Source organism: Pseudomonas sp. NPDC089996 (assembly GCF_044748405.1).
GTDB lineage: Bacteria > Pseudomonadota > Gammaproteobacteria > Pseudomonadales > Pseudomonadaceae > Aquipseudomonas.
Window position 1 is genome coordinate 25,850 of the sequence record NZ_JBIVGA010000022.1, and the last position, 13,086, is coordinate 38,935.

Sequence of the window (13,086 nt, forward strand, 5' to 3'; positions counted from 1 at the left end):
CGCGGGTAAACCCGCTCCCACAGGGTCCGCGCATTACTCAGCATTGTGGTGATTCTGTGGGAGCGGGTTCACCCGCGAAGAGGCCGGCACAGGCTTACACCGGACGGAGTACATCTGTACTCTTTACGGCATTGGCATGCCAACCCTGTAGCAACACCGCCAATGCCGCCAGGCCCGCCGGCACCAGCAGTGAGGCGAACACCTGGGCGAAGCTCCAGCCCAGCGCCAGCATCTGCGCACCGGCAAAAGCGCTGAGGATGGCACCGAAGCGGCCAATGCCGCTCATCCAGCTGGCCCCGGTAGCGCGGGCCTCGGTCGGGTAGAACGCCGCCGCCAGCGCATTCATGCCCACGCTCGCGCCATTCAAGCCAAAGCCCACGGCCCAGGCGATGGTGCACAGCCAGGCAAAATCACCCGCCACCTGACCAATGGCGAAAATCACCGCGCCACTGAACAGGAAGGTCAGCATCAGCACCCGCTGCGGGTGGCAGCGGTCCATGGCCCAGCCTACCGAAACCGCACCGACCGGCCCGCCGATCTGGAAACACGCCGTGACGATCGCCGCTTGCGATACCGAGAAGCCGCCGCCCTCCTTCACCAACGTCGGCAGCCAGCCGCTGAACAGGTAGACCAGGAACAGCGCCAGCACATAACCCGTCCACAGCATCAGCGTACCGAAGCGGTAGCGAGGCGAGAGGATGGTGCCGATGGCGCTGCCCTTGTGCACGCTGGCGGGTATGACGAAGGTGCTGTCGGGGCCGCAGTGTCCAGGTGCCAGGCGCTGGACGATTCGCCGGATACGCTGTGGGTCGGCGCCCTGGCTGACCAGGAAGGCCACCGACTCGGGCAGGCGCCAGCACAGCAACGGCAAGACCAGCAGCGGCAACACTCCACCTAGCGCCAGCACGCTGCGCCAGCCGAGGTTCGGGATCATCCAGGCGCTGACGAAACCGCCCAGCGCCGCCCCCAGCGAGAACCCGCAGAACGCCAGGGTGATCAGCAGCGAACGGCTGCGCGTCGGGGCGTATTCGCTGACCAGCGTGCTGGCGTTGGGCATTGCAGCGCCAAGGCCCAGGCCGGTGAGAAAGCGCAGTGCGACCAGGGTCTCCAGGTTGGGGGAAAAGGCCGAGGCCAGGGTCCACAGGCCGAACAGCAGCACGCTGCCGAGCAGCACCGCCTTGCGCCCGTAGCGGTCGGCCAGGGGGCCGGCGACCAGGGCGCCGAGGGCCAAGCCGATCAACGCCGCACTGAGCACCGGGCCGAGGGACTGGGCGCCGAGTTGCCAGTCGCTTTTCAGTTGCGGGGCGATGAAACCGATGATGGCGACGTCCAGGCCGTCCAGGGCGATGATCAGGAAACCGAGGAATACCACCCACTTCTGGTAGGCACCGATGGGCTGCTGATCGATCAGTTGGCGTATGTCGATTGGTGCGTTCATTTACCTTGCCTCTTGTTGTTTTTATTGAGGGCGACGGGGCCGGAACAGGCAACATCAGTTGCGCAGATGCACCGGCTTGATGATCCGTGTCTCCTGCGCCACCACCAGGTCGCGGGTGGCCTGCAGGTACGCGGCAAAATCCGGGTCGGCATCGCGCGCCGCGCTGCGCCGCTCGAAATCCTCCAGGCTGTCGTAGCCCCACAGGTGCACCACCTGGTTCAACGGCCCGATGCTGCTCACGTAAAACCCCAGCGGCGTGCCCAGGTGCCGGCGCAAAATGGGCATGGCCAACTGCTCGAAGGCTTGCAGAAACGCCGCCATGCAGCGCGGCCGGATGGTGTAGGTGCGGTGGTCGACAATCGCCTTGTCCATCACGCCACCTCCCGCGCCTGGTCGGCACTGGCCAGCCCCTGTTCGACCCCGGCCAGGTGCCGCCCGGTGATGTAGCCGAAGGTCATGATCGGCCCGAGAGTGATCCCCGCGCCGGGGTAGTTGCCGCCCATGATGCTGGCCCGGTCGTTGCCCACCGCAAACAGCCCGGTGATGGCGCGCCGCTCACCATCGAGCACCTCGCCGACCACGCTGGTGCGGATACCGTCGAAGGTGCCCAGGTCGCCCATGACCACCTTCACCGCAAAATACGGCCCCTCACCCAGCGGCGCCACACAGGGGTTGGGCTGCTGTTGCGGGTCGGCCAGGTAGCGGTTGAACGTGGTGCTGCCACGGCCGAACTGCAGGTCCTCCCCGTGCACCGCGCCGAGGTTGTATTCGCGCACCGTGCGCTCCAGGCCTTGGCCATCGATACCTGCCTTGGCTGCCAGCTCGGTGAGGGTGTTGCCCTTGAGCAGGTAGCCATTGCGCAGCAGCGGCCCCAGCGGCATCGGCGCCGGCTTCGCGTAGCCCAAGCCGTACTTGGCCAGGGTGCGCCGGTCGCAGACCAGCCACATGGCAGTTTCCGGCTGGTCGGTACAGGCTTCGATCAGCGCCGCGCCGACATCGTGATACGAGTTGGATTCATTGGTGAAGCGCTGGCCTGAACGCAACACGCCGATGACCCCGGGCTTGTAGCGATCAAGCAAATGCGGGAACGCCACCTGCTTGCCGCCTGCCATCGGCACTTTCGATACCGGCATCCATGCCGCCGCGGCCTGCAGGCGGATATCCACCTTGCCGCCCAGTGCCTCGGCCATGCGTGCGCCGTCGCCGGTGTTGCCCGCCGGCACCGGCGAGAAGTGCTCGCCGCCGCGGCGCACATGCGGATAAGCCTGTTGCAGACGCTGCAGGTCATGGGAGAAACCACCGCATGCCAGTACCACACCGCGCCGCGCCTCGATGCGCAGCTCGCCCCCCTGTTGCTGGGCCAGTGCTCCGCTCACCCGCCCGCCCTCGCGCAGCAGCTGCCGCGCCGGGGTACCGGTCAGGATCGGGATGCCGAGGTCCAGCGCCGACTTCACCAGCCGCGCCGCCAAGGCATTGCCACTGGTGACCTGGGTGCCGCGACGGTACAGCAGCAACTCCTTGAAATGGGTCAGCAGCCGTTTGGCCACATAGCTGAACGAGGCCAGCGAGTGGGTGACGTTGAAGAAGTGCTTGAGGTCGGCATTCGACGAATTGAACATCATGCCGATGAAGGTGATGGTTTTCAGCGGTGGGCGCAGCCTGGCCATGTCCGTACCCAGGCCGCGGATATCGTAGGGCGCGGCCAGGATCGAGCGGCCGATATCGACGCCACCCTCGACCTGCGGGTGGTAGTCCGGGTACAGCGTGGGTACGAACTTGACCGTGGTCTCGCGCTCGAAGAATTCGATCATCTGCGGCCCATGTTGCAAGAACGCCTCGACGCCGGCAGCGTCGAAACAGGCGCCGGTTTCGTTGCGCAGGTAGGTCAGGGCCTGGTCATGGCTGGCGTTCAGGTCATGTCGGTTGCCCGGCACCCACAACACGCCACCGGAAAACGCCGTGGTGCCGCCAAAGCAGTCGTCCTTCTCGATCACCACGACATCCAGGCCATGCTTCTTCGCCGTGATCGCAGTCGCCAGGCCACCGGCCCCGGCACCGATCACCAGTACATCGCAGCTGCGCGTGTTCATGCTTTCACCCCCTCGAAGCCGGGGCGCGGGATCAGTGCCATGGGCATGCTCTCCAGTCCGCCATCCACAGTCAGCTCGGCGCCATTGATGTAGTCGGCGCGCGGGCTGGCAAGGAACAGCACGGCATCGGCGATATCCTGCGGTTCACCGATGCGCTGGTTGGCGGTCATCGCGCTGCGCTGGTGTTCGACCTGGGGGTCGGCATAGAACGCCGCCGACAGTGGCGTGCGGATCAGCCCCGGGCACACGGCATTGCTGCGCACCCCGCGCGGCCCCCACTCCACGGCGATCTGCCGCGACAGCATGCTGACCCCAGCCTTGGCCGCGCTGTAGGCGCCACTGTTGGGTTGCGGGTAATGCGCCGCAATGGAGGCCACATGCACGATGCGCCCCTGGCCACGGGCAAGCATCGCGCGGCCGAAGCCTTGCGCGCACAGCAGGTAGCCGCTGAGGTTGACCGCCAGCACCTGGTTCCACTGCTCCAGGCTCAGTACCTCCAGCGCCCCCGGGCGCAGCACGCTGGCATTGTTCACCAGTACGTCGCAGCGCCCATGCAGCGCCTGCACCTGGGCTGCGGCCTGCTCGACACTGGCCGGGTCGGCGATGTCGCAGGCCAGCGCGCTGACTTCGCCGACACTGTGTTCGCCAAGGCTGGCGGCAAGCGCGCGGCACTTGTCGACGTCACGGTCCAGCAGCACCACGTGGGCCTGCTGCCCGACCAGCGCGGCGGCCAGCGCCGCACCAATGCCACCGGCCGCCCCGGTGACCACGCAAACAGCTGAATCCAGGCCCAGCCAGTTGGAGGAAGTCTTGTTGTTCTGCATGCTGCTCTCCAGAGTGTCGCTTGATCTGGCGAACAGACTAGGGCCGAAGGGCCGGCCGGCAGAATGGACAAAACCTGCAAGCATCGCCACATTCCGCTCAATCGTGTGCCTGGCACCTGAAGCCTGCGCCTGGCTGTGGCACAGTGACCGGGTAGCGATCAGAACAATTACAAGAAGATGAACAAGATCCCCAACTACGCCCTGTACGGCGAAACCGCGCGGCCGGTGTGGCACGAGTCCCTGCATGTGGAGCAGATTTCCCAGCGCTCCGGCGCGCACAACTGGGAAATCGCCGCGCACCGCCACGACGGCCTGTTGCAGCTGCTGTACCTGCAGAGCGGCAGCGGCGAAGTGCTGTTTGACAGCGAGCGCGTGCAGGTCTGCGCACCTTGCGTGGTGTATGTGCCGGCTCAGGTGGTGCACGGCTTCCATTGGGCCGGCGCGGTCGAAGGCCAGGTGATTACCGCTGCTCAGCCACCGCTGGAAAGCATCGCCCAAGTGCTCGCGCCCAACCTGCTGCCAGCGATCCGCAAGCCTCAGGTCATCGCCCTGCCCCATTGGCCTGCCGAGGATGACCCGTTGCTGCCGCTGTGCCTGGCCCTGCGCGAGGAATACCACAACCGCGCCCGCGAGCATGTGGCCAGCAGCATGGCGCTGCTGCTGACCCTGATGATCCAGGCCCTGCGCCATGTTCAAGAAACACCGGGTCCGGGACAGCGCCCAGCGTCACGGCGCAGCCAGCAACTGACCGGGTTCCGTGAGCTGGTGGACAGGCATTACCGCGAGCACCGGCCACTGGGCTTTTATGCCGGCGAACTGGGCATGACCCTGGCGACGCTGGGGCGCCTGTGCCAGGAGCACCTGGGGATGACCCCGATGAATGTGGTCAACGCCCGCCTGGTGCTGGAGGCCAAGCGGGTGCTGGGGCATTCGGATGCGAGCGTGAAGGAGATTGCCCACGAACTGGGGTTTGCCGATGTCGGGTACTTCAGCCGGTTCTTTCGCAAACAGTGTGGGGTGAGCCCGAGTGAGTTTCGCGACGCCAAATCCGACTGATGCTCGGGTTCAACGCTTAGGCGTTGATGGCTTCAAGCACGTATCGACTGACAATCAGGTCAAGGTGAGCGCCGCCCGCGTTCTTGTACAGCGTTATGTCTTCAGGTAGTCGCACAAAATCGGCGCGCTGGCACAGCTCGAACAGATCAGCCTCGATGCAACCTTCTTCGATCACACCTTGACTCAAAGGAATGCACAGATCGCCGGATGCCAGCGCTGACGCGCGATCATCTGCAAAAATGCGCGCCTTGCCGACCAGTTCGACGTCGGCCTCTTGCATATCAGCCCTGTAGCCCCCCACCAGATCGACATGGGTGCCAGGACGAACGCATCGGCCTGCAATCAAAGGCGAGGCTGCCGAAGTCGCCGAGACGATGATGTCGGCACGCGCCAGCGCCGGTTCAAGTTCATCGACAATTGATACCTCGACCCCAAGACTGGCAATACGTTGCGCCGCGTGCTCAAGCTTTGCCGGCGTTCTGTTCCACAGCAGCACATGCCGCAATTTCGGCCGAACATGCAAGTAGGCCTCAGTCAGCGCTCCCGCGATGGGCCCAGCGCCAAGCACCAGCAACACCTCGCTGTCTTCCCTGCTGAGCATGCTGGCTGCAAGCGCCGAATCCGCCGCGGTCTTCAGCCGTGTAATGGCAGGGCCGTCCAGAAAGGCGCCAACGGTGCCGGTTTCCTCTTCTATATATAAGAAGGCCGCGTGCTCATTAGGCAGGCTCGGCGTACGTGCGGCGTTGCCAGCGCGCATGGAAGCGATCTTGACGCCTGCCCCAACACCCGCAAGCACGACACCTCGGCTGAACAGTCCTGCCTCGGCATCCCCTACGAAGAATTCACCGTTCAGTGGACGGTCGCCCAAGTGCCCATCATGCAGCGACTGGATGATCGCCCCCCATTCGGCCACAGCCTCGACCTGGTCTTTCGAGATGATCTGCATAACATGTTCTCCAATGAACGAAGGGGCTGCAAAGCCCCCCCGTTATAGGTGACTGCGCGTTCTTCAGCCGGTAATCACGTGAAGCGGCTGGCCGAGTACGTCCATGCGTGGCGTGACACCAAGGCCTGGTGCATCAGAGGCAACCATGTAGCCGTCCTTGATGACCGGGCCGCCGTCAGCGATCGCCGCGCTGTGGTACTCGTGGAAGGCCGACGACTGGAAGTGGAACCCTTTGGGCGTCGAGTGTGCCAGGTGAGTCAAGGCCGAGGTAGCGATCTCGCCACCCCAGGTATCTTCGATGGTCAGCGCAATGCCCAGGCTCACGCAGAGGTCGCGGAACTGGCGCGCCTTGGTCAGCCCGCCAACGCGGCTCACCTTCAGGTTGATCACATCCATGGCACTGTCCTGATAACCGCGCATCAGCACACGCAAGTCATCCATGCATTCGTCGAGGATGATGGGATGGCTGGTGTTTTTACGAACAGCCAGGCATTCCTCGTAGGAAAGGCACGGCTGTTCGACATAGATGTCGACATCGCGAATCGCCTTCACCACCCGGATGGCTTCATGCTGCTTCCAGCCGGTGTTTGCATCCGCTGCGAGAATGTTTCCGGCCCGCAGGTTTTCCGATACCGCGAAGATACGGTCGATATCGTCACTGGCCTTGGCCCCCACTTTCATCTGGAACTGGCGGAAACCCTGGTCCTGGTAACTCGCCAGCTTGCTGGCCATGACATCGGGCGTATCGCGGCTGATCACTTTGAAAAGGGTGACGTTCTCGGTCAACAGGCCGCCCAGCAAATTGTAAACAGGCTGCTCGGTGGCTTTGCCCAGCAGGTCCCAGCAGGCCATGTCCATGGCAGACTTGGCATAGGGGTGCCCCTTGAGCAACTCATCCATCCGCTGGTTGATGCGGCCGATCTGCAAAGGGTCTTCCCCGATCAGGCCTTGGGCGATCTGGGCCAGCCCTGCGCGAGCACCAGCAGCGAACGCGGGAAGGTAAGACGGGCCGAGGGGGCAAATCTCGCCAACGCCCGTCAGGCCACTGTCGGTTTCAACCAGCACCACGGTGCTGTCGAACGCGGTGTAGGTCTGGGTCGACCAGCTGTAGGCTTCCCGCAGTGGGAGAGCAACCTGGTAGATGGAAATCTTGGAAATCTTCACGCGCCTTACTCCTGCCAGTGGTTCAATTTCGAACGAGAATAGTGACTTTGGCAGGGCAGGAATTGTAGATTCAGGAAAATTCGCAGTAGATCTCAGCAGAGGCATCCGCATCATGCACGTCGATCAGTCCTACCTCGGCCCTACCAGGCCCGCTCCAGACGCCAAGCCACCCCTGCGCGTGGGCATCGTCCCCTTGCCGGATTTCACGCTGATGTCGCTTTCCTGCTTCGTGGAATTCCTCAGGCTTTCCGCGGACGAGCGTGATTACAGCCGGCAGATCTACTGCGCGTGGGATCTTCTGGCCGAGGATGAACAACCCATCTCGGCGAGCTGTGGGTTCCCGATGCTGCCGACCAAGCGCTTTGGCAATCCAGCCGATTACGACTACGTGGTCGTGCACGGCGGCATCCTCCACACCAGCAAACCTGTCCCGCAAGCAACCATCGACTACATCCGCCAGGCAATCGACGCGGGTGTGCCGCTGATCGGCCTTTGCACCGGGCAGTTTCTTCTGGCCCGCATGGGCTTGCTCGAGGGGCGGCGCTGCGCCGTGCACTTCTCGATGGCGGACGCCCTGCGCCACCTGCACCCAGGCGCCATTCCCGTGACTGACGAGCCTGTGGTGCGCGACGAAATCATCACCTGCCCGGGTGGGCTTGCAGCCATCAACCTGGCCATGCACCTGGTGACTGAACATTGCGGAAAAGTCAGGGCAGACAAGACGTTGCATTTCCTCATGGCCGATCGCGGATACGACCAGATGCAGGTGGCAAGCGCCACCGACGATGAGATCGGGCTGAACTGCTCGGATCAGCGGGTCGTGAACGCAGTGGGCTTGATGCGACAACGCATGCACGAGACCGGCTCGGTCAGCAGCATCGCCTCTGCGGTGGGGGTTTCCGAGCGGGAACTGAGCCGGCTGTTCGACCTGCATGTGCATGTGCCTCCCGCTGCCTACTGGCGGCAGATTCGGCTCAAGGCAGCGCACTGGATGGTGTTGAACAGTACCCGCTCGCTCACCCAGATCGCTCACGAGTGCGGTTTCACCGACAGCGCACACCTGATCCTGTGGTTCAAGCGCACCTACCAGACCACGCCTTCGCGGTTGCGCACGATCCGTAAACAGGTTGGCGGGCACTGAGCCGGGATGCGGGTGAATTCAGGTGCCTGGATGCGACAGCCAGCGACACCGAATTCGCCAACTCACAACTTCCCATCGTCAACCATTCTGGGAACGACACCCGCGATCTCATTAGCGACACATGCAAAAAAACTTAGACTCCCTAAGTCGTTGATATTAAATAATAAAATTTTTTCCTATAGATGTGCAGTGGCTGACGGCGGATCGCCAGAGCCGTGCAGACCGCTATTGACCACCGTGAAAACGCGTGCGATTTTGAATTGAAGCGAGGGCAGTCACTTTTAACGTTCAAGCTCTAAGTTCGGCGTACTTGCGAATATTTAAACCGGTAACTCTATCGAGTTATTGGCTGCGGCATTCGCACGTCAACAAAAAATATAAAGCGAGGTTGTAGAACATGAATAGCGCGAAAAAAACCTACGATTACATTATCGTGGGTGCGGGCTCGGCTGGCTGTGTGGTGGCTAATCGACTGTCGGCAAACCCCAATAACCGTGTGCTCTTGATCGAAGCCGGCCCTCGCGATAACAACGTGATCATCAAGATGCCGGCAGCCATGGGGCTTCCCTTGGAAGCCACGCGTTACAACTGGATGTTTTCGTCAGAGCCCGAACCTGGCCTCAATGGCCGAGTCGATGTTCAGCACCGTGGGAAAGTACTCGGCGGAAGTTCATCCATCAATGGCATGATCTTCAACCGAGGCAACTATCGTGATTATGATGCCTGGGCACAAGCGGGATTGGCGAAGTGGTCTTACGCCCATTGCCTGCCCTATTTCAAGCGCATGGAAAGTTTCGAGGGTGGTGCCAACGAATACCGCGGTGGCGCCGGGCCTCTCAATGTCAAGCGCTGCGAGGCCAAAGGGCCGCTCTATGACGCATTCATTCAGGCGGGCCAGCAGTTTGGCTTGCCACTTTCCCGCGATCACAATGCCGCGCAGCAGGACGGTGTGCATTATGTGCAAGCGACCATAAGAAAGGGCGTTCGGGAAAGCACCGCTGCGAGTTTTCTGGACCCGGCCGCCGACCGCCAGAACCTCACGGTGGTCACCAATGCCCTTGCCCGCAAAATCATTTTCAATGGCCGTCGGGCCGTTGGGCTGGAGTACGCGGTCAACGACAAGACGTTCCAGGCGCAGGCCGATCGCGAGGTCATCTTGTGCGCAGGGGCCATCGGTTCTCCGCACTTGCTGATGCTCTCCGGCGTGGGTGATCGCCAGCAACTGGCCCAGCACGGCGTGCAGTCAATTCATCATCTTCCCGGGGTTGGCCAGAATATGCTGGACCACTTGGGCGTACCGATTCAATACACAACTCACCGCGATGTTTCTCCGGTCAAGCAACTTTCACCGGTGGGCCGAATTGTCACCGGCGCTAAATGGGTATTGGCCAAGCGTGGCCTCGGCACCAGCAACTACTTCGAAGTCGGTTCGTTCATGCGCAGCCGAGAGGGCCTTGATCGCCCGGACATTCAACAAGAGTTCTTCCCGATGATCGGCCTGTTCCATCAGGGCAAGTCGACGGCGACCGAAGGTTTCCAGTACTTCACCAGCATACTGCACCCCAAAAGCCGAGGCAGCGTGACGTTGAAGTCGGCAGACCCCACGGCGGCCCCTGCCCTCAGGTTCAATTACCTGACAGACCCCTTCGACATCAAGACACTCACCGATGGCGTTGAAATGACCCGTGAAATGGTCCGGCTGTCTGCCTGGGATGAACTGCGCAAAGGCGGGTTCGGCAACGTCACTGAAATGAAAACCCGTGCAGAACTGGAAAACTGGGTCAGGGATAACTCAGGCAGCGGTTATCACCCCGTGGGCACCTGCAAGATGGGCTTCGATGACATGTCGGTCACGGATGAAGACGGCAAGGTCCATGGCCTGGACGGCCTGCGTGTGATCGACGCCTCGCTCATGCCGACCTTGACCACCGGCAATACCAACGCGCCGACCATCATGATCGCGGAAAAACTGTCCGACGCCGTACTGGGTCAGGCGCTCTCCCCACTCAACCTTCGCTGCGCGTGATGCCAGGCAGCCAATTACACGTTTCAGGAGATCGAAGCAATGCAGCAGCCAATCCCCACTACCATGCATGCCGTCCTGCTCACCGGGCATGGGGGACTCGACAAGCTGGAATACCGCACCGACGTCGCGACACCCGCACCCAAAGAAGGTGAAGTTCTCATTCAGGTACTGGCAGCAGCGGTCAACAACACCGATGTGAATACCCGAATCGGCTGGTACTCGAAATCCGTCACTCAGGATACCGCCGCCAGCGCCAATGGCGATTTCACCCGTGACGCTGAAGACGCGTCCTGGTCTGGCACCGCCTTGAAGTTCCCGCTTATTCAGGGTGCCGACTGCTGCGGCATCATCGTGGATGTAGGAGAAGGTGTCGATCCCGCCCGGATCGGTGAGCGCGTGATCGTTCGGAACATGTTGCGAGGACCGGTCAACGGCGCTCCGTTTGCCTGCTGGACATACGGATCGGAGTGTAATGGCGCGTTTGCCCAGTACACCGTTGCCCCGTCCGTCGACACCTGGCCGGTGCGTTCGGATTGGAGTGACATCGAGCTGGCATCGATTCCTTGCTCCTGGTCTACCTCTGAACTGCTGATGCAACGCGCCCAGGTGACCGACAAGGATACCGTGCTGATCACCGGTGCAAGCGGCGGGGTCGGAACTGGCGCCGTGCAACTGGCCAAATGCCGCGGCGCAAAAGTCATCGCCATCACCAGCGAAGACAAAAAACAGGATGTGCTCAGGCTTGGCGCGGATGAGGTGGTCATTCGCGGAAGCGATCTGGTCAAGACGCTGGGCAAAGAGTCGGTCACCGTAGTGGTCGACCTGGTAGGCGGCAGTGACTGGAGCCCGCTGCTGGATGTGCTGGTCAAAGGCGGTCGCTACGCCGTATCAGGCGCCATCGGCGGGCCGTTGGTACAGCTGGATCTGCGCACCGTCTACCTCAAAGACCTGACTTTGCTGGGCTGCACCTGGCAGGACGACGCGGTGTTCCAGTCGCTGATCAACTACGTGGAATCCGGAAAAATCAAACCCCTGGTCAGCAAAGTGTATCCACTCAGCCAGATCGCCACCGCCCAAGAAACATTCCTGTCCAAGAAGTACGCGGGAAAGATCGTTCTCACCCCGCCTTGAAGTGGATGACAGCACTCTTATTACCAGGCCCAGATCATGAAAATAAAAACCATTGAAGTCTACCAATACGACTTGCCCGTCAAGAACGGCCCCTACCGGATGGCAGGGAGTGATGTTTATTCGCTGAGCGCCGCGTTGGTCAAGATCACCGCCGATAATGGCACGTGGGGTTGGGGTGAAACGTGCCCGTTGGGGCCAACGTATGCGGAATCTCACATCGACGGTGCGCTTGCCGCCTTGAAGGTAATGGCCAGCCAGTTGATTGGCACCGAAGTGACACCCAATGCCATTGCCCGCAACATGGCACAAGCACTGAACGGCCATCACTACGCAAAATCCGCAATTGATATTGCCTGTTATGACCTGCTGGGTAAAACACTGGGCGTTCCGGTCAGCACCCTGCTCGGTGGCGCCGTGACAGCGTGTATTCCGTCTTATTACGCAGCGATCATTGCTTCGCCCGAAGAAACCGCCCGAACCCTGGCGGAAAAACAAAAGGCAGGCTATTCGAGGCTGCAGGTCAAAGTGGGCGGTCGAGCCATCGAGGAGGACGTCGAGACACTTCACAGGGTTTGGGAGAAGATCAAGGGCACGGACACCCGGCTTGCTGCGGACGCGAACCGGGGCCTGTTGCAGCGCGATGCCATCCGTCTGAGCCAGGCGTGCAAGGATATCCCGTTCATTCTGGAGCAGCCTTGCGACTCTTTCGAAGAGCTCAAGGCGATTCGCCCACTCCTTTGCCACCCCGTCTACATGGATGAAAGCAGCACGCACCTGGCCGTGGCCATCGATGCGATCGCATCGGGCAGCATCGACGGTTTCGGCATGAAAGTGAGCCGGCTGGGCGGCCTGCGGGCGATGCAGGCGTTCCGCGATGCCTGTGCGGCGAAGAAAATCCCGCATACCTGCGATGACGCGTGGGGTGGCGATATTGTCGCGGCGGCTTGCGTGCAGATGGCCGCCACGGTGGACCCGCGGCTGCTCGAAGGTACCTGGATCGCCGAACCCTACATCGATGGGCATTACGACCCGGAAAACCCCATCGTGGTCAAGGAAGGACATATACCGGTGTCACAAGCACCGGGGCTGGGCATCAACGTCAACGAGAAAATCCTGAAGGAACCGGTAATGGCATTCGATTGAAATCGAGGCCTGTTGCACAAGTGGAAAAATAATAACCAAGCCATCAACAGATATAACTGCCCGCTGTGAAAAGCGAGTGCGCAGCGTGCTAGCTGCTGCGCACTCGAACAATAAAATGACTGACCGT

The 13,086-nt window shown here is 61.7% G+C and carries 11 protein-coding genes; 5 read left to right on the forward strand and 6 right to left on the reverse strand.

Annotated features, from left to right (window positions below):
* Positions 1 to 94: 94 nt before the first annotated feature.
* From ACIPW4_RS25455 to ACIPW4_RS25470, 4 genes are read right to left on the reverse strand one after another with little or no spacing between them, the layout of a single operon-like run.
* Entirely contained in the window at positions 95 to 1,438 is a 1,344-nt protein-coding gene (locus ACIPW4_RS25455) for an MFS transporter (RefSeq protein ID WP_400662955.1), read from the reverse strand.
* A gap of 54 nt (positions 1,439 to 1,492) precedes the next feature.
* The gene (locus tag ACIPW4_RS25460) at positions 1,493 to 1,810 is read right to left on the reverse strand and encodes an NIPSNAP family protein (protein ID WP_400662957.1); all 318 of its coding nucleotides are present in this window, start codon (positions 1,808 to 1,810) and stop codon (positions 1,493 to 1,495) included.
* On the reverse strand, positions 1,810 to 3,528 hold the full coding sequence (locus ACIPW4_RS25465; RefSeq protein WP_400662959.1) for an FAD-dependent oxidoreductase: 1,719 nt from the start codon (positions 3,526 to 3,528) through the stop codon (positions 1,810 to 1,812). The genes ACIPW4_RS25460 and ACIPW4_RS25465 overlap by 1 nt, the downstream gene beginning before the upstream one ends.
* Positions 3,525 to 4,352, reverse strand: coding sequence for an SDR family NAD(P)-dependent oxidoreductase (locus tag ACIPW4_RS25470; RefSeq protein ID WP_400662961.1), 828 nt, complete (start codon positions 4,350 to 4,352; stop codon positions 3,525 to 3,527). The genes ACIPW4_RS25465 and ACIPW4_RS25470 overlap by 4 nt, the downstream gene beginning before the upstream one ends.
* A gap of 177 nt (positions 4,353 to 4,529) precedes the next feature.
* Here ACIPW4_RS25470 and ACIPW4_RS25475 point away from each other — a divergent pair, with 177 nt between their 5' ends.
* The gene (locus ACIPW4_RS25475) at positions 4,530 to 5,408 is read left to right on the forward strand and encodes a helix-turn-helix domain-containing protein (protein WP_400662963.1); all 879 of its coding nucleotides are present in this window, start codon (positions 4,530 to 4,532) and stop codon (positions 5,406 to 5,408) included.
* Positions 5,409 to 5,424: 16 nt separating this feature from the next.
* On the opposite strand, the gene ACIPW4_RS25480 is transcribed toward ACIPW4_RS25475, so the two are convergent.
* On the reverse strand, positions 5,425 to 6,354 hold the full coding sequence (locus tag ACIPW4_RS25480) for an ornithine cyclodeaminase family protein (RefSeq protein ID WP_400662966.1): 930 nt from the start codon (positions 6,352 to 6,354) through the stop codon (positions 5,425 to 5,427).
* A 63-nt stretch (positions 6,355 to 6,417) separates the two neighbouring features.
* A complete protein-coding gene (locus ACIPW4_RS25485) occupies positions 6,418 to 7,518 on the reverse strand; it encodes a cis-3-hydroxy-L-proline dehydratase (RefSeq protein ID WP_400662969.1) in 1,101 nt (366 codons plus the stop codon).
* 112 nt (positions 7,519 to 7,630) lie between these two features.
* On the opposite strand from ACIPW4_RS25485, the gene ACIPW4_RS25490 reads away from it, so the two are divergent.
* The 4 genes from ACIPW4_RS25490 to ACIPW4_RS25505 all read left to right on the forward strand — a co-directional run bounded on the left by ACIPW4_RS25490 (position 7,631) and on the right by ACIPW4_RS25505 (position 12,959).
* Positions 7,631 to 8,659 carry a GlxA family transcriptional regulator gene (locus ACIPW4_RS25490; RefSeq protein ID WP_400662972.1) on the forward strand — a complete coding sequence of 343 codons (1,029 nt, stop codon included), beginning with the start codon at positions 7,631 to 7,633 and terminating at the stop codon, positions 8,657 to 8,659.
* A gap of 397 nt (positions 8,660 to 9,056) precedes the next feature.
* A complete protein-coding gene (locus tag ACIPW4_RS25495; protein ID WP_400662975.1) occupies positions 9,057 to 10,685 on the forward strand; it encodes a choline dehydrogenase in 1,629 nt (542 codons plus the stop codon).
* A gap of 39 nt (positions 10,686 to 10,724) precedes the next feature.
* On the forward strand, positions 10,725 to 11,816 hold the full coding sequence (locus ACIPW4_RS25500) for an alcohol dehydrogenase family protein (protein WP_400662978.1): 1,092 nt from the start codon (positions 10,725 to 10,727) through the stop codon (positions 11,814 to 11,816).
* 36 nt (positions 11,817 to 11,852) lie between these two features.
* The gene (locus ACIPW4_RS25505; protein ID WP_400662981.1) at positions 11,853 to 12,959 is read left to right on the forward strand and encodes a mandelate racemase/muconate lactonizing enzyme family protein; all 1,107 of its coding nucleotides are present in this window, start codon (positions 11,853 to 11,855) and stop codon (positions 12,957 to 12,959) included.
* Positions 12,960 to 13,086 lie beyond the last annotated feature (127 nt).